This window comes from Candidatus Eremiobacterota bacterium (assembly GCA_031082125.1).
Classification (GTDB): domain Bacteria; phylum Vulcanimicrobiota; class CADAWZ01; order CADAWZ01; family Ess09-12; genus Ess09-12.
This window is the reverse complement of the sequence record JAVHLM010000022.1, coordinates 100,013-116,321: the sequence shown is the minus strand read 5'-3', so window position 1 is coordinate 116,321 and position 16,309 is coordinate 100,013. Positions and strand designations below refer to the sequence as shown.

The window sequence follows — 16,309 nt, the reverse complement described above, 5'->3', positions numbered from 1 at the left end:
CCCCTCCCTCTGTACGCAAATTAATTTACTTTCTGCCATACCCGCGAATCAGCAAGAAATTATTACGGTATTTCCCTCATCAATTCCTTTTCCTTATCCCCGGGAATGTTGTGCTCTTATCATAAAAGACTGCCTGTCATAGGGTGCTCTCCTGAAAAGAATGAAAACAGGCTGATCACCTCTACAAAAGGATTCGTCGTGTCCCATAATGAACCATGTCTTGAAAAAATAATTCTCCGGAGGTTGGAGCTATGGGCGCAGATGACATGATAGATAATATAGGAAGCTCAATAGAAGAGGCAAACAAGTCCTATGAGGAATACTGCGAAAACAGGAAAACCGCGGGCTGCCTTATAGGCAGGATACTCATGGCATTGACGGGCATCACTTCTCTGCTGTGCTGCCTGCTCCTTCTCCCCGGGGCTCTCACAGAGATTTCAGCAAAAAACTGGATAAGGGCAACGTGCACCGTTGATGCATCGACGGTTGACGGGATTACTTACCGTTATCGTTACATGGGTAGAGAACATCAATCAAGCACCTATAGCCTGAGCGGCAGAGGGGTGAATTTGATGAGGCGCTTTCCCAGAGACTCTGAAACCACCTGTTATGTGAACCCGAACAATCCCGCGCAGGCGGTTCTCGATACCAGCGTCCCGTCAGAAAGCTACCTTGTGATAGGGTATTCCTTTGTATTCATCATTCTTCTGCTGTTCATTGGATATACATTTTTCTTGGGGAAAAAGAAGTAACTGCTAATAAAGTTTCGTGGGATCACTGCCGCACCTGACACTTTTCGGTGGCTGAGAAGCTTTCCCTGCGCGGGAGCTTCGGTCGCTGTGCGGGCGCTCCCGGCAGGCCGGTTTACTCAGGGGTTCTGCGTCTTTGCCTTTCCAGGGGTCTTTTTTACCTGCTCCCGTGAAGGCTCAGGGGCTTCCGCTTCTCCCGGCGGAGGCTCCAGGTTTTTCTCCACGATGGCTTTCCAATTGATTGCCCGGTTATTCTTACCGTCGAGTTTCAGCGCCTCGTCAAGGCACCGGGCGGCCTCTTCTTTTCTGCCCATCCTGCAGAGTGCTTCACCTTTGCCGGCAAGGAGCCCACTTGCCGCGCGGGTTTTTCCTCAGGTCATCCCCTCTGTCTTGGAGAGGCCCGTGTCATAGGCTTTCAACGCTTCTTCCAGTCTTCCCATGGAGGTGAGCAGATCACCTTTCCCCTGCCAGGCATCGCATGAGCCCGGAGAGATCGCAAGGGCGCTCTCATAGGTGGCGAGGGCCTCGCTGGAGTGCTTCGTCATTGCCTGCACGTCGGCTTTCCTCACAAGGGCATAGGCGTTCTGGGGATCCTTTTTCGCGATCCCGTCAAAATACAGGAGAGCATCATCATAGCGCTTCATCTGCACAAGAATGTCTCCCTTGCACTGCTGCGCCGGGTAATAGTCCGGCTTGCTCTTCAGCAGCTCCTCGCAGACAGCAAGTGCCTTCTCGTGCTGATTCTCGCCCATAAGCCGATAAGCCTCGGTGAGCTTCGTGAGCTCAGGGGTGGAGATTTGAGAGTAGAAATACCAGATCATCCCGGCGAAGAGCGCCGCTCCGACAAACATGACAATGCCGATTACCAGGCAGGCAGTCTTCAGATGTTTTTTCATATTCTTTCCCTGGAGGCGGCTTATGGGCATTCAGGGGTCTCTTCGTCATCTTCCCCTTCAAACTCGCCGTAGTGCTCGTATTCTTCGAAGAGCCCGATATACTCCTCGTCCTCGAGCTCGCTGATATAGTCGCTGATGGTTTTCCTGTGGTTCTTGAGGGCTGTCTTGTAATCGTCAGCCTCGGCCATCACGCATCCTTCGGGAGGCGCATTGTCAGGGCAGTAATGAAAGATCCTGTGGAGGTTTCTCAGATTGACTCCGTCGTCGCTGAAGCCTTCGGAAAGAAAGTCCCTCACGGCGAGGGTGGTGAGAAACTTGCCCCTGTTGCTCTGGCTTGCTCTCGATGTCCCGATTATGACGGGCCCCAGGACATTGTAGGCGATGAACTCAAGGCTCTCTGCGGAAAAATCTATGTACCTGTTGAAGTGATAGATGCCTTTCTCGACATCCTCCATAAAACTGCTCATGACAGCTCACCTCCGTCCTTTGCCTTCTGACAGCCGACTCACTATGGATCTTCCAGAAAAAACAGAGATGCCCTCCCGGAATCCTAAAAAAATGACAAATAAAGAAGAGCGCTTGACTTTGCATCCCCTTATTGGTTACAATTTCCAGGGGGGAGAATGGCCTTTCTCCCGGGGGGTACCATGGAGCACCGCACAGAAGGAGCAAAGCGCAGGGCGCGAAAAGCTCTTCCCTTTTTCCCGGTGATGCTTCCCACGCTCACGGCGGGAACCAACGGCGTGGTGTACACCCTTGTTTTCGTGCTGCTCTTTCCCATGCTCGCTGATCAAATCCGCATGGGATGGAATGATTCCTATAAATTTGCCTTCACGATTCTCCCCGGGATCACAGGACTTCTCACTGCCTGGAGAAGCTACAGGAGCCTCCCGTGGGCGAAAGGGTGCGCAGCCCTTCATTTCATCTCGGTGCTGATTCTGTTCGCGCTGTTCATGGACTCGATCTGGCATACTCCCCTGCCGCTGTTTTCGCTGCTGCTGTCGCTGGCTGCCCTTGTCAGCCTCTTCGCCACCCATCGGCCTGCCGATGAGGAAGGAAAGGCGCCGCAGCAGCGCGGCGGGCAGGACACCGCGAAGGAGAGCGGCACTCCCCTCTTTGAAAGGAAGCCCGGCGACACGGTGAAAGAGCGTTACAGGATCGTGAGGGGTATAGGCTGCGGCGCGACGGGGTCCGTCTATCTCGTGCATGACCTTCAGCACCCTGCCGGCGGCGTGGAATGGGTGATGAAGGAGGTCAGCACCGCTGCTGCCGGCATCGAAGAGCGCGAAGAGACAGTCAAGCTCTTTGAGAGGGAATGCGCCATCCTCTCGGCCCTCAATCATCCTGCCATCCCCAAGGTGATAGAGTATTTCACGGAGCGGGAATCGCTCTTTCTTGTCATGGAAGCCGTGCGGGGCGAAAACCTGGAGAGCCTGGTCGCCGGGGCAGGGGCCCCATATGATGCCAGGCGGGCGGTGGACCTTGCCATGGAGATCGTGCAGATCCTGGAATATCTTCATGGCAGAGAGCCCCGTCCCCTGATTTTCAGGGACCTGAAGCCTTCCAATATCATACTCACCGAGAGGGGGAAGCCCCGCCTCATCGATTTCGGGATAGCGCGGCTCTACGATCCTGAAAAGGAGAGGGACACCCATATTTACGGGACTCCCGGCTTTTCGCCTCCCGAGCAGTACGGAGCGGGGCAGACAGACGGGCGGTCCGATATCTATGCGCTCGGCGCCACCCTCTATTATCTTCTCTCTCTCCAGGACCTCCAGAGCTTTCATTTCAGTTTTCCCGCCTTAAGAAAATTCAACCGGAAAGTCTCCCCGGAGCTCGAGGGGGTCGTCATGAAATGCCTCAGGAGAAATCCTGATGAGAGGTACCAGAGTCTTCTGCCTCTCGGGCAGGAGCTCGCAAAAGTCCAGGAGCTCCTTGCCGCCGATGAGCTCCAGGAGGGGAGAGACGTGTCGCCGTTAATTCTCATCGCCGTTGCCGTCCTGGTGTTTCCCCTCTCCTATCTCACCCTGGGAAACACCATGCTGGTCAAGGCAGTGGCTTCGCTTTCCATCGCCGCTCTCTGCGGCGCCGCGCTTTACTTCATGATCAGGAGAAGGCAGCAGGGAACAGGACCGTGATCCAAGGAGGTGAAAAAATGAAGAAGGTGACATTGGCTTTTGCCGCGTTCATGACGGGCACAGTGCTGCTCTCTGCCCCATGCTTTGCCTGCGAGGCCTGACTCAGCGTCTATTCATCATTGAATCCCGTGTGGATTTACAGCGCAATCGTGGCTCTTTACGCGGCAAACTATTATCTGCTCTCAAACAAGACTTACTATTTTCTGGACCTGCTCCTCGTGATGCTGTTCATGATAAATGTCCCTTATAACATCACCGTGAGAATGCTCTACCTGTTCATTACGGTGCTTCTTTTCGCCACCCTGAGAGTCATCTTCAGAGAGGATTTCAGGAGGCTTTTCCAGGGCGCTCCTCTCCCCTCTGCGAGAAAGGCCGTTCTTGCCGCCATCCTGGTGCTGCTGCTTCTCTCATGGAGCACCGTGCTCTCCATAAGGCCTTTTCTCTCTTACCATGTAACCGCCTTGAAGTCCAGGATGAAGGACGTCGGAATGGCCCTCGAGCGCTATTCCCTTGACCATGAGGGGAAATTTCCATCCCGCCTGGGAGAGCTCTTGCCCCGCTATATGAAAGAGTATCCTTCACCCGCCGGAAGCCCGCTCAGCGAGAATGAAAAGAGATTCTACGAGAGCAGGTATGGCTTTAAGCTTGAATTCGCCTATGAGACAAGCCGCGATCTCTCCACATACACTCTTTACTGCAACCTTCCTTCAAGAGTGAGAGGCAACCGGGGGCCTATGATGTACACTCCGAAGGAAGGTATCTACGAATAGCGTGGGGGGGACCCCGCCCGAGCCTGGCATGCCTGAAAGGGCCGCTGTCACTTTTTGCCTTGTGTGCTTTTATAGAGGGTGAAAGAGAGGTCAGCGGTATGGAGCGGCAAGGAATGGCATTCCAAGTGGGGCCGGGCGGAAAGGTCTTCACCCGAATTCTACTGATTCTCTCCCTGATGCTTCTGTGGTTCACCTGCGAGCCGGCTTTTTCGGAATCTTTTACCGGCCGCTGTGATGAAGTGATCGACGGCGACACCATACTGGTCTTTTGCCAGGGCCAGAGCGGTGACGTGGAAGTGCGCCTGGAAGGAGTGGACTGCCCCGAGAAAGGGCAGCCCTTCGGCACCAGGGCAAAGAAGTTCACCGCCGGCATGGTGCTCAGCCAGAATGTCACGGTAAACATAGTCACCCATGACAGATATAAAAGGACTGTCGCGCGAGTTATTGTGAAGGGGAAGGATCTCTCGCTCGAGCTGGTCAAGGCAGGACTCGCCTGGCATTACAGGCACTATTCCAAGGATCCGGAGCTTGCCAGGGCAGAGGAGGATGCCAGGGCAAAAAAGCTGGGGCTCTGGGCCATGGCCGATGCCGAGGCGCCCTGGGATTACCGCCACCAGAAGGTGACCATAAGAGGCTATGAGGAGATTGATGACTTCGTCTCTGCCGTGAGAGAAAATAATCTCTCGAAGCTCAAGGAGCTCCTCACCTTCAACCCTGAGATGGTGAACGAGAAGGACCGGAACGGGAAGACCCTCCTGCAGAGCGCCTCGGTGCAGGGGAACCAGAAAGCGGCGGAGCTTCTCATCGCGAAAGGCGCCGATGTGAAGGCTGCCGATTCCCGGGGATGGACAGCCCTTCACTACGCCGCGTCATACGGGCAGAAGGGCCTCGTGCTGCTCCTCATCTCCAAAGGTGCGAAGGTGAATCAAAAGGATACCAAGTCTGGCAAAACCCCCCTTCACTGGGCAGCCAGCAGGGGAGCTGCCGAGGTGGTGGAGGTCCTTCTCTCGAAGGGAGCCGACAGTGCCATAAGGGACAGGGAGGGCAGGACACCGCTGGGCTGCGCGCTGCGGAGCAGGAAAAAGGATGCGGCGGAGATCCTCAGGAAATACGGCGCCAGGGAGTAAGCTCTCTGCCGATATCCGCCTCCGGAACAGCGCGGCCGATGCAATCCCACCGCCCGGAAGGAAAAGGGGGCAGGGAAAAACAATCAGTCATGGAGTGTCTGATTTCACTTCACAGGGAGGACATTTCCATGAGAACCATCTTTGCCCTTGCGGCGCTGCTCATTACGCTCACCGTCCCGTCATGGGCCGACTTTACTTTCGCCGGCGATGCAGCCTCTTGCACAAAGCACGATACATACGCGGACTTCAAGCTTTCCAACGCCGCTTTCCAGGTCCATGTCATAAAGCCTGACATAATAAGGTTCCGCTTCAATGCAGGCGGGAAATTCTCGGAGGCGCCCTCTTATGCCGTGCGGGAAAACAAGGCCGCTCCCGTGCAGTTCTCGCTCTCCGAGAAACCGGAGTATTATGAGCTTGCAACCGGCACCCTTACGGTGAGGATCACAAAAAAACCATGCAGGGTCGCCATCCATACTGCCGGGGGAACGCTGCTCTGCGAAGATGAGAAAAGCTTCGGCATGGCCTTCGATGGAGGCGAGGTGCGCTGCTTCAAGCGTCTTTTCCCCGACGAGCGCTTTTTCGGCCTTGGCGAAAAGACAGGAACCCTGGACCGCCGGGGCTCCCAGTACACCATGTGGAACTCTGATTTCCCCTCGTACACGAAGAAGCAGGACCCTCTCTATTCCTCGATCCCTTTCTTCATCGCTGAAAGAGATCACCAGGCGTACGGCATCTTCATGGACAACACCTATAAGTCCTATTTCAACATGGGAGCGAGCAACAACCGTCTTTACTGGTTCGGCGCCGAGAAGGGCGACCTGGACTATTACTTCATCTGGGGGCCTTCGATGAAGAAAGTCATCTCGTCATACACGGAGCTCACCGGCAGGATGGAGCTTCCCCCCCTCTGGGCCCTGGGTTACCAGCAGAGCCGCTGGAGCTACTTCCCCGAGGAGAAGGTCCGCGAAGTGGCCAGGAGCTTCAGGAAGCATAAGATCCCCTGCGACGTGATCTACCTGGACATAGACTACATGGATGGTTACCGCGTCTTCACCTGGGATAAGACGCGCTTCCCCGACCCGGCAGGAATGATTGCCGACCTGGGCCGCGACGGCTTCAAGATCGTCACCATCATAGATCCCGGCGTGAAGGCCGACAGCAATTATTTCGCCGCGCAGGAGGGTCTCGCCCGTGATCTCTTTGCAAAGTACCCCGACGGCGTGCCCTTTCAGGGCCAGGTCTGGCCCTCGTGGGCATATTTCCCTGATTTCACCAAGAAGGAGACAAGGGCCTGGTGGGGTGAGAAGCTTTCGGCCCTGATGGCCCAGGGCATCGCAGGATTCTGGAATGATATGAACGAGCCGGCCCTCTGGGGAGGCAACTTCATCGACATCGTGAGGTTTGACGACAATGGCCATGGCGCCGACCACAGGAAAGCTCACAATGTCTATGGCCTTGAGATGGCCCACGCCACATTCGATGCGCTCAACAAGTACTCTGACAAGCGCCCCTTCATTCTCACCAGGGCAGGATTTTCCGGTACGCAGCGCTACGCCGCCATGTGGACAGGCGACAACGTGGCCAGCGAGGATCACCTGAAGCTTGCCTGCTTCATGCCGCTCTCGATGGGCATCTCGGGACTGCCCTTTGTGGGGAGTGACGTGGGCGGCTTTGACGGGTGCCCCTCGCCCAGCCTCTATATCAGGTGGATGCAGCTTGGCGCCTTCACCCCCTTCTTCAGGGGCCATTCCTGCACCGGGATGCCGGACAAGGAGCCATGGGCCCTTGGCGAGACGGCGCGGGATCTCACCCGCGACATCATCACACTGCGCTACAGGCTTCTTCCTTTCCTTTACAGCGAGTTCTCCAGGGCCTCAAAGACCGGTATCCCTCTCATGAGGCCCATGTTCCTGAATTTCCAGCATGACGATGAATGCTACAAGCCCGAGGCCCAGGAGCAGTTCATGGTAGGAGATTCATTCCTCGTGGCGCCTGTGCTCTCAGAGCATGAGACGGCCAAAAAGCTCTATCTCCCGGCGGGGAAATGGCTTGATTGGTGGAAAGGAACCATATGCGAGGGAAAGCAGTGGATTACCTCCGATGCGCCCCTGCACAGGGTTCCCCTGTATCTGCGCGAGGGCGCCGTGGTGCCGCTGGGAGAGCCGATGCAGTTTACCGGCGAGAAGGTCTCCAGGGAGCTTGAGTTCAAAGTGTTCCCCGGCGGGGAGTCATCATGGGAGCTCTATGAGGATGACGGGGTGACCCGCCGCTATAAGGATGGCATCTTCAGCACTACGGCCATCAAAATAAACGGAAAGGGAACCCTCACTATCTCGCGGCCTGTCTCAGCTTACAAGAGCCCTGTTGCCTTCTATGCCTTTACCCTTTGCGGCATGAAAAAGCCCCGTTCAGTATCCTGCGGCGCTGCCGTCCTTTCGCCGGCCGATTCTCCCCAGGGCCTCAAGGCGGCAAAGGAAGGGTATTTCTATGATACGGAAGGTGCAGCTCTTACCGTTCGCATCGCCACATCACGTGTCGGGGCGGCTTCACTTGCGATACAGGTGAAATAGGCGGCAGAGGCCACATGCGGTAACTTCTCTCGAGGTTTTCAGCAGAACTCCCCCTACACGACGAACCTGGCGGTGCTGCCTTTCTTTCCCGCAGTGACTTCCAGCCTTGCGGTGATCCACTCCCGGAGCTCCGGCACGTGGGAGATGATGCCCACGAGGCGCCCCCCCTGCTGGAGGCCTTCGAGGGCTTTGAATGAGAGTTCCAGGGCTTCGGGATCAAGGCTCCCGAAGCCTTCATCGACCATGATCGTGTCGAGCCTTATCCCCCCGGAATAAGCCTGCACCACATCAGCAAGGCCCAGGGCGAGGGCAAGTGAGGCAAGGAAGCTCTCGCCTCCCGACAATGTGGCCACTGCCCTCTCCGTTCCCGTGTAATCATCGTATGCCATCAGGTCGAGCCCCCCTGACCTGCGCAGATCGCCTTTTTCTGTCTCGCGCCGGAGGCTGTATCTCCCGAGGCTCATGAGGCTGAGGCGCCTGGTGGCGGCCACCAGGATGTCGTCAAGGAGAAATGCGAGAACATAGCGCTGAAAAGTCATTTTTTTGGGATTTTCCCCGCCTGCCACCTCGGCGAGCCGCCCCGCCACTTTGTACTCCTCCTCCTTTGCCTCCCTTTGCCTTTTGTTTCGCGCGAGCTTTTCAAGGCAGATCTGAAGCTGCTCCTTTTTGCCGCCCAGCTCCCCCCATCTCTGGTTCGCCTCTCCCAGCTCCTTCTTGGTCCCCGCAAGGTCATCACCGAGCGCGGAAAGATCGCATTTCCTGAGGCCTTCCGCCGCCTCTTTCGCCTTCTGGTGGCTTTCCTCTGCGGCATGAAGCTCTCTGTCATATTTCTTGATCTCCCTGTCCAGGAGCTCCATGGCTTCCCTGGTTTTCCTGGACTGCCGGTACTCGCCGGCATCAGAGAAGCCGGCCTTTTTCAGATTCCCTTCGAATTCGCCGCCGGCCTTCACCAGTATGCCTGCAGCCTCGGCGGCCTTCTCCGCAGATTTCCTCAGTGATTCCTCGCGCCGTGCCCTGTCGGCAGAGGCGACTTCATGAGCCTTTCTTGCCGTCTCAAAAGCCTGCTCAAGGCGGAGAAGCTCGGCATTTTTCTCCCTGAGGGCAGACTCCAGCGCTTCTATGCTCCTGAGGCACTCCGGCACATCCTTTTCAAGTCCCTTGAGGATTCCCTCGCTTGCGCCCCTGCTGCGGGTGAGCTCCTGAAGCTCGCCACTGAGGCCTGCGGAGCGCTCTTCACTGCTTCTGAGGGTATCAACGAGGCTCTTCTGTCTCCCCTGGAGGGCGCTGACCAGCGAGGCCGCCTTCTCTCCTCTCTGGAGATTGTTTTCCGAGGCATCGAGCTTTTCTTTGCTGGCTCTCACGATGCCGTCATGGGAGCCTCCAAGGCTTTTTTCCTTTTCCTCCTTCTGGGCGTTCATGATACCAAGGCGCTGTGCTGAAGAGCTCAGCTTCAGCACAGCATCTCTGCACTTTGATTCCAGGGCCTCAACCTTCCCTCTGGCCTGCCGGAGCTTATCTTCCCCAGGTATCTTTTCAGCCGTCCTCGCGGGAGAGGGGTGCTCCCTCGAGCCGCAGACCGGGCAGGGCTCCCCGCTGGCGAGTTTTTCCGCAAGGTGTGCAGCCTGCCCCTTGAGCCAGTCTCTCTCCAGGCGATCCCGCTCTTTTTTCGACGCTTCCAGCTCCTGTTCAATGCCTGCGAGCCCCGCCTCGAGGGCTTTATGGTCCTTCGCTGCCTTTTCAATCTGGGGAAGGAGGTCTTTCAGCTCCAGGGCGAGAGCGTATTCTTTCCGTGCACCGTCCCGGCTCTCTTTGAGGAGGGGAACTGAGGTGGCCTCTTTCTGTGCCATCAGAAGCTCGCCATGAAGGGAGTCAAGCTCTTTCCTCGTATTCTGCAGCACCAGGGCGGCCAGGCGGTGATCGGATTCCATGGCGCCGATCAGTTTTATTATCCCCTCAAGGCGCCCTCTCTCCTCATCTATCTCCTCCACCTGGGCTCTCTTCTTTTCGAGCTCTGCCATGGCGACCTGCAGCGCATCGCGCCGGCCCCTGGTGAGCTCCTCTTTCCTGAGCGCCTCCTGTGCCGCCACCAGGGCTCTGTGCGCCGCTTCAAGCGCCTGTCCGGCTCTCTGTTTCTGCTGCAGCGAATCTTCGTGCTCTCTCTCCCTGTCTTTCAGGTTCTTCTCAAGGCCTTCAAGAGACAGGGCTCTCGTCGCACGGTCAAGCTCCACGCTTTTCACGGCCATGGCTACCTTTTGTGCCAGGAGCTTCCCGTGAGCTTCTCCCGCCGCGGCGAGCTCATCGATTTTCCTGTTGTTCTCGCGCCCTTCCTGGAGCCTTTTTTGTGAGGCTTCCTCGGCGGCCTTTAAAATGTCAAGAGCCGCCCGGAGCCGGTTTGTCTCAAGGGCAAGCTCCTCGAGTTTCTTTTCAGCCCCTTCCTCTCTATCCACTGCAGCATGTTTAAGGGCATAATCCCGCTCCTTCATAAGCTCCTTGAGCTCGCTCTCGATTGTTTTGGAGCGCTCTTTCAGCTCCTCCTCGATGAGGCGGTAATACCCCGTGCTGAAAAGCGTCTCAAGAATCTGTTCTCTCTCCTTGGAGGCTGCAAGCAGGAGGCGCCGGAACTGCCCCTGGGGGAGGACTACCACAGAGCGGAACTGGTCGCTTTTGAATCCCAGGAGTTCTTCCACCTTTTCGGTCACCCTGGTGGGCTGGCTTGCAAGGACATGGCCATCTTCCGCATCGCCGCATGATTCTGTGCGGTCCCAGAGGCATGCCTTCGCAATCTCTCTGGTGGTGCCGCCGGCACGTTTCTTCGGGCGCTCGAACTCCAGCGTTCTTGCCACCCTGTAAGACCTGCTGCCCAGGGAGAAATCAAAGACCACTTCCGAGGGGGTGTGGGCATCTGCGTGGTGGCTCCTCAAATGACGGCAGTCCCTCTCTTTGCCTGAGGCCTCGCCATAAAGGGCAAAGCACATGGCGTCAATTATCGAGGTCTTTCCTGCCCCCGTGGGGCCGTGGATCAGGAAGAGCCCGTTGTTCCTGAGCTCCCTGAAATCCAGGCCCTGCTCTTTTGCGTAAGGCCCGAAAGCCCTTATGATCAGCTTTAACGGTCTCACCGGGCTCCCTCCCTTTCAAGGCGGTCCACGTTCTTTACCGCCTCGCAGAATAAGCGGACATGGTCACCGGTGAGGTCTTCACCGGTCACTTCAAGGAAGAAGGAGCCGAAGAGCTGCTCCGCGGTAAGTGAGAGGTTTTCTCTCGAGCTCCCTGTTCTTTCTCCTTCAATGTCCAGGGAGACCCGCTCGACAGGGAGCACGTGAGGGTAAACCTCCTGGAGTTTCCGCTTGACATCAAGGATCGGCTCTCTATCCTCCAGAAGCACCATGAGATAATCTTCGCGGTCTTCCCCCGAAGCAGGGCCTTTCAGAAGATCTTTCAGGTACCCCCTCACCACCCTGACATCATGCCGGGGCCTGAGAGGAGCAGGCCTCACGGTGACAGCGCCTTTCCCGTCAAGCTCGACGACGTTCACCGATTTTGCGTGGGAGGCTTCTGAAAACGAATACTTGTAAAGAGAGCCCGGGTAATGGACAGGCCCGGGACCGGTGTGCTGGCAGCGATGAAGGTGGCCGAGAGCCACGTAGCTGAAGCCCTCAAAATGTGATGAGCTCACGGCACCGGCAGCCCCTATGAAGAGGGGCCGCTCCGATTCACTTGTGAGACCGCCGCTGACAAAGGCATGGGCCACGAGGACCGAGCGCCCCCCGGGCCTCATCGCCTTCTTAATTCTCGACGTTGCGGCTGCCATGGCACTGTCATGATCGTGGATGGTTTCGTCCTGGAGCTGCTCCTTTACCGCTGGAGGCTCAGAGTAGGGGAGAAGATGAAAATCCACTGGCCCATGGGAATCCTCGAGAATCACAGGCTCCAAGGAGGGGCCTGGCAGCCTGCAGACATGAAGGTTTCTTCCGGCCAGGAGGCGCGAGGCGAAGGCGAGCCTTTCGGGGCTGTCATGGTTGCCGGGGATGACGAGGACGGTGCTCCCCAGGGAGAGAACAAGCTCCGAGAGCACGTGATCGAGGAGGTTCACCGCATCAGGCGGGGGTACTGCCCTGTCGTACACGTCCCCTGATATGATTACCGCGTCGGGCTTTTCTTCCCTCACCAGGGCAATGAGGCCCTCGAGCAGGTATTCCTGATCTTTCGTGAGATGGACTCCATGAAATATGCGCCCCAGGTGCCAGTCAGCCGTATGGATGAGTTTCATCAGGTGTGCCTCCAGGACTTTGCTTTCCTGTCATTCTTTTCCATAGAGCCCGTAAATCCTGCGGGCTTCCCCGGCCACGGCCTCCCGGAGGCTCCCGGGCTCTATCACCACTGCAAGCCCGCCGAAGGAGAGGATCCAGTTGACCATCAGCTGCGGCGCCATGACCTCAACGCTGAAGCGGAGCCTCCCGCCTGGAAGATCGCTTACCTTCTGCGTGTGGTGGTAATGGATCTCCCTGATGTACCTTGTGGCAGAGCCGCTGAACTCTACCACCACCTCTTCAGGCTCGCTCTCTCCCGAGGGAGTGAAATCCCAGGGGATACTCATGCGCTTTACCTTGATCCTCGAGGGGTCGGGCATGACAAACTGCTCTTCCAGGATCTCTATCTCTCTCATCCGTGAGATCTTATAGAAGCGGAATCCTCTTTCGTAGCCGTTGTCCACGGGGTTGCCCAGCAGATACCACCAGCTGTCATGCAGGAGCCGGAGAGGCTCGGCCCTGATGCGCGGCACGAACTTTTTTTCGGCCTGGTAGGCGAAGGCAATTCTCCTTCTCGCGAGAATAGCCTTGTTGAGCTGGAAAAGGTTGAGGGGCAGGTCCTCGCACATGTCGCTCTCATCAAGAAAGACGCAGTAGTTTTTCATGTGCTCCACGCTGGGATCGGTCCACCGGAGCTTCTTGAGGGTGTCGAGGGCCTCGGCGCAGTCGCTGCCGCGGCTTTTGCTCACCCCGTGGAGCATGGACAGGAAGGTATAGAACTCCTTCTCATTGACCACCAGCTGGGTGCTCTCCTTCTCAGACTCGAAGCGGTAACGCTTCTCGTCCCTCGAGTATGTGACAGGCACAATGGAGCTCAATTCATTGAAATAGCGGTGGTAGCGGTCCTTGCCGATTGCCAGGCTTTTCTGCACCTCCTGCGGGGAAAGAAGGGGATTTGACGCGATCAGCATGAACATCTTCAGGAAAATCTGGGCCTTGGTGTGCTCGTTCTCCTTCATGGAATGGTCCTCTCCCTGTGAATCCTGCGCCTTTATCTGCCTCGGGGCATTTTTATTATACTACGTGATATTCGCAGATTTTGCAACTATGTCCCCTTATAATGGTAATAAGGAAAGCTTGTAAGGAAGGTGCGAAAATGACTCAATTCCCTGCCAAGAAAAACTCACAGAGCTGCACAGGCGCTCTTTACCACTGCAAGAGATGCGGAAACGTGGGCTGTGACCACATAGTGCCCGGAACCTGCACAAAGCAGGGCTTCAGGGCGGGAAGCTGCATGAAGTGCAGGGCCGTTGACAAGAAGGAGCCGCTGAAAGCCTGAATATCTTATGGCCCAGGCCTGGCCGCGCTCTCAGCTTCCAGGGCTTATTTCCGCCTGTAACAGTGCACTCAGTGCTGAGAATTCTGAGAGCGGAGATAATCAGCCATGGTGCTGTAGTTAAGCTTTACTGCCAGCTCGAGCGGTGTGCAGTTCTCACTGTTCTTTATGCTGGTATCGGCAGACTGTGACAGGAGAAATCTCACAATGTCCTGATAGACTTTCTCCACTGCAATGTGGAGGGCAGTATATCCGTTGCTGTTTTGTGCATTGATGTCAGCGCCTTTTGACAGCAGAAATTTCAGCATTTCCATCTGGCCTCCCTGTACTGCCAGATGAATCGGCGCATTGTTGAATTTATCTCTCACATTGACAAGGTCTTTGTTTTTGAGGCAAAATTCCCTCACCTTTGCGAGCTGGTTTTTCCTGACCGCTTCGTGCACTGCCTCAAAGGGTACCCGGTTGAATAAGCTTCCCACGTTTCACCTCCGAACATTTTTCAGGCATCAGGAGCCCTTGGAAGTGTATTATCCGGGGGAAGTCTTTTGGGACAAAGGAATACAAATCCAAGCTATACCTTTTTGTATTATACCATAAAAAGCTGAAAAGCCATAATTTCGCAGGGAATGTTACCATGGCGGGGTTAAGGCGGTGCTCATCCGGTGAACTTCGCTTTACAGGGAAATTACGGACATCTGCGTCAAAAAGAATAAGAGGGTCCGTGAGGGCCCTCTTTCTTCACCTTTCCATGGTGATGAGCCTGATCAGTTGTTCGGCTTGAATCCCGGGCTCTCGGTGGAATCGGTGGTCTTAAGGCCAGGATACAGGGTGTTGGAGACCACCGTGGTGAAATCGGAGTCTGTGAGCTGCCTTGAGAAGTCGCTGTGGGAAGCTCTCTTGATTACCGCCGCCGAGGTGGGGCTGAGCAGGGTGATATAGGTCCAGTATTTCGCCGTAACCGGATCATAGTAGCCGCAGGGAACGCTTCCTGACTCGGTGAGGAGCCCGCCGGGAAGGGTGGAAATGGGATTATAGGTTCCTCTCAGGGTTGAGCAGGTATAGACGTATGTTTTGGGCTTTTCTCCCACGCTCTGGGGATTATATCCCACGTACAGGATATACTGGGTGCCGTCGAAGAAAATGCTTGCGTCCGCATGCTTGAGGGGGGCTATCCTGTTCCCGTCGTCTTTTGTGAACTGGGTGCCGTCGCTTCCCTCCACTTCTGTGGCAGAGCATACCGGAAGGGTGCCGTACTGCGGGTCGCCTGAATATCCCTTGGTGGACTTGTAGAAGATCACAATCTTGTTGGTCGAGGGATCGAGGTAGGGGGATATGTCGCCGTAGTCATCATTCGTGCCGTCAGACTGTTTTATCACCACTGGAACGCCGCTGGTCATTGTGCCTGTCGAGGCATTGTACCGTGTCACAATATCAGGGTCGGGAGTATAGAAATAAACGGTATTGCCCCGTTTGAGAAGATCAGGGGCACTTCCCTTGAAAGGAGTGAAATTGGGCACCGGTGTCCATGTGATACTGTCATCGGAGTAAGCAAATTGCACCATGCACTTTGTATTGTCAGAGGTGTTTACCCCGCCGGATATATCGCGCACATGAAAGGTAAGGAGATACTTTCCTGGAAGGGCCGATGAGGAGCCTGAGACGGTGACAGGGAACGTGCTGCTGTTGCCGCCGGCGTCAGTGTGCACGTAAACCTGCACGGTGCCTGATGAAGTGGTGGAAGGGATGGTGCATACGATTGAATTTGAAACCCAGCTGATCACCGTCACGGGGACAGTGCCTGCTACCACGTAATTGCTGGTCTGCCATTCTCCGAAATTAGATCCCGTGATGGTTATGTTGCTGCCTGTATTCACCGTGGATGGGGATATTGAAGTGATTGAAGGCGGGGTGACAGTGGAGGTTGTCACCTGGTTTGAGCTCTCCGGGCTTGTTGATGAGCTCACAGTGACGCCGTTAGAGACCACATTGACTACGACCGTGTAGGTACGGCCGGTCGTAAAACCGGGAGCATAGCAGATGATCGACGTATCGCTCCAGGCAGGGTAACTTGATCCATAGAGCGGAGCTGTGCTGGATTGTGTGTCGTAGAAGCTCACATAGCTGCTCCCTCCATCCCTGCTCGATCCGAAGCCGGTGCCTGAAATAGTGCATGGTGAGCCTGAGGTGACGATATTGTTGGGGAAGGTCACCGAGGTCACTTGCGGAGCTGTCGCAGCCGAGGTGCCCCCTCCATACCATCCTCCCCCCCCGCTGTCTCCTCCGCTGCCGCCGCATCCTGAAAGAACGACAAGTGAAAGGAATGCGGAGAACACAAGAAAAAGAAAGCACCGTTGAGAAAATTTCATGCCCACCTCCATAAAATTATTTCATGAAATTCTTCTTGATTGGGGGGGAGATTCCTCTCAGAATGAAACGGAATACCCTGTGGCTCTCCTGTCTGCGAAATGGATGAGCG

At 56.0% G+C, this 16,309-nt stretch carries 14 protein-coding genes; 6 read left to right on the top strand and 8 right to left on the bottom strand.

From position 1 onward, the window contains the following. The first annotated feature begins 251 nt into the window (after positions 1–251). Entirely contained in the window at positions 252–752 is a 501-nt protein-coding gene (locus RDV48_21780; protein MDQ7825447.1) for a DUF3592 domain-containing protein, read from the top strand. A gap of 116 nt (positions 753–868) precedes the next feature. Here the strand turns inward: RDV48_21780 and RDV48_21775 are convergent, their stop codons facing one another. Genes RDV48_21775 through RDV48_21765 form a run of 3 tightly spaced genes read right to left on the bottom strand, consistent with a single transcriptional unit; the run spans position 869 to position 2,112 of the window. Then, the gene (locus tag RDV48_21775; GenBank protein ID MDQ7825446.1) at positions 869–1,063 is read right to left on the bottom strand and encodes a hypothetical protein; all 195 of its coding nucleotides are present in this window, start codon (positions 1,061–1,063) and stop codon (positions 869–871) included. A gap of 57 nt (positions 1,064–1,120) precedes the next feature. Next, a complete protein-coding gene (locus tag RDV48_21770; GenBank protein ID MDQ7825445.1) occupies positions 1,121–1,645 on the bottom strand; it encodes a tetratricopeptide repeat protein in 525 nt (174 codons plus the stop codon). A 20-nt stretch (positions 1,646–1,665) separates the two neighbouring features. After that, a complete protein-coding gene (locus tag RDV48_21765) occupies positions 1,666–2,112 on the bottom strand; it encodes a hypothetical protein (GenBank protein ID MDQ7825444.1) in 447 nt (148 codons plus the stop codon). A gap of 180 nt (positions 2,113–2,292) precedes the next feature. On the opposite strand from RDV48_21765, the gene RDV48_21760 reads away from it, so the two are divergent. The 4 genes from RDV48_21760 to RDV48_21745 all read left to right on the top strand — a co-directional run bounded on the left by RDV48_21760 (position 2,293) and on the right by RDV48_21745 (position 8,250). Then, on the top strand, positions 2,293–3,783 hold the full coding sequence (locus RDV48_21760) for a serine/threonine-protein kinase (GenBank protein MDQ7825443.1): 1,491 nt from the start codon (positions 2,293–2,295) through the stop codon (positions 3,781–3,783). A gap of 128 nt (positions 3,784–3,911) precedes the next feature. After that, positions 3,912–4,553 (top strand): hypothetical protein, encoded by a 642-nt coding sequence (locus tag RDV48_21755; GenBank protein MDQ7825442.1) that lies wholly within the window; start codon positions 3,912–3,914, stop codon positions 4,551–4,553. A 113-nt stretch (positions 4,554–4,666) separates the two neighbouring features. Then, the gene (locus tag RDV48_21750; GenBank protein ID MDQ7825441.1) at positions 4,667–5,680 is read left to right on the top strand and encodes a thermonuclease family protein; all 1,014 of its coding nucleotides are present in this window, start codon (positions 4,667–4,669) and stop codon (positions 5,678–5,680) included. A 128-nt stretch (positions 5,681–5,808) separates the two neighbouring features. Next, positions 5,809–8,250 carry a glycoside hydrolase family 31 protein gene (locus RDV48_21745; protein MDQ7825440.1) on the top strand — a complete coding sequence of 814 codons (2,442 nt, stop codon included), beginning with the start codon at positions 5,809–5,811 and terminating at the stop codon, positions 8,248–8,250. A gap of 53 nt (positions 8,251–8,303) precedes the next feature. Here the strand turns inward: RDV48_21745 and RDV48_21740 are convergent, their stop codons facing one another. The 3 genes from RDV48_21740 to RDV48_21730 are packed head-to-tail and all read right to left on the bottom strand — an operon-like array spanning position 8,304 to position 13,516. Next, positions 8,304–11,366 (bottom strand): SMC family ATPase, encoded by a 3,063-nt coding sequence (locus RDV48_21740; GenBank protein MDQ7825439.1) that lies wholly within the window; start codon positions 11,364–11,366, stop codon positions 8,304–8,306. Continuing rightward, positions 11,363–12,517 carry an exonuclease SbcCD subunit D gene (locus RDV48_21735; GenBank protein MDQ7825438.1) on the bottom strand — a complete coding sequence of 385 codons (1,155 nt, stop codon included), beginning with the start codon at positions 12,515–12,517 and terminating at the stop codon, positions 11,363–11,365. The genes RDV48_21740 and RDV48_21735 overlap by 4 nt, the downstream gene beginning before the upstream one ends. 30 nt (positions 12,518–12,547) lie before the next feature. Continuing rightward, positions 12,548–13,516, bottom strand: coding sequence for a WYL domain-containing protein (locus RDV48_21730; GenBank protein MDQ7825437.1), 969 nt, complete (start codon positions 13,514–13,516; stop codon positions 12,548–12,550). A gap of 137 nt (positions 13,517–13,653) precedes the next feature. Here RDV48_21730 and RDV48_21725 point away from each other — a divergent pair, with 137 nt between their 5' ends. After that, entirely contained in the window at positions 13,654–13,836 is a 183-nt protein-coding gene (locus tag RDV48_21725) for a hypothetical protein (protein MDQ7825436.1), read from the top strand. Between the two features lie 68 nt (positions 13,837–13,904). Here the strand turns inward: RDV48_21725 and RDV48_21720 are convergent, their stop codons facing one another. Together RDV48_21720 and RDV48_21715 are read right to left on the bottom strand one after the other, a co-directional pair. Beyond that, positions 13,905–14,276 carry an ankyrin repeat domain-containing protein gene (locus RDV48_21720; protein MDQ7825435.1) on the bottom strand — a complete coding sequence of 124 codons (372 nt, stop codon included), beginning with the start codon at positions 14,274–14,276 and terminating at the stop codon, positions 13,905–13,907. A 321-nt stretch (positions 14,277–14,597) separates the two neighbouring features. Further along, the gene (locus RDV48_21715) at positions 14,598–16,199 is read right to left on the bottom strand and encodes an IPT/TIG domain-containing protein (GenBank protein ID MDQ7825434.1); all 1,602 of its coding nucleotides are present in this window, start codon (positions 16,197–16,199) and stop codon (positions 14,598–14,600) included. Positions 16,200–16,309: the final 110 nt, after the last annotated feature.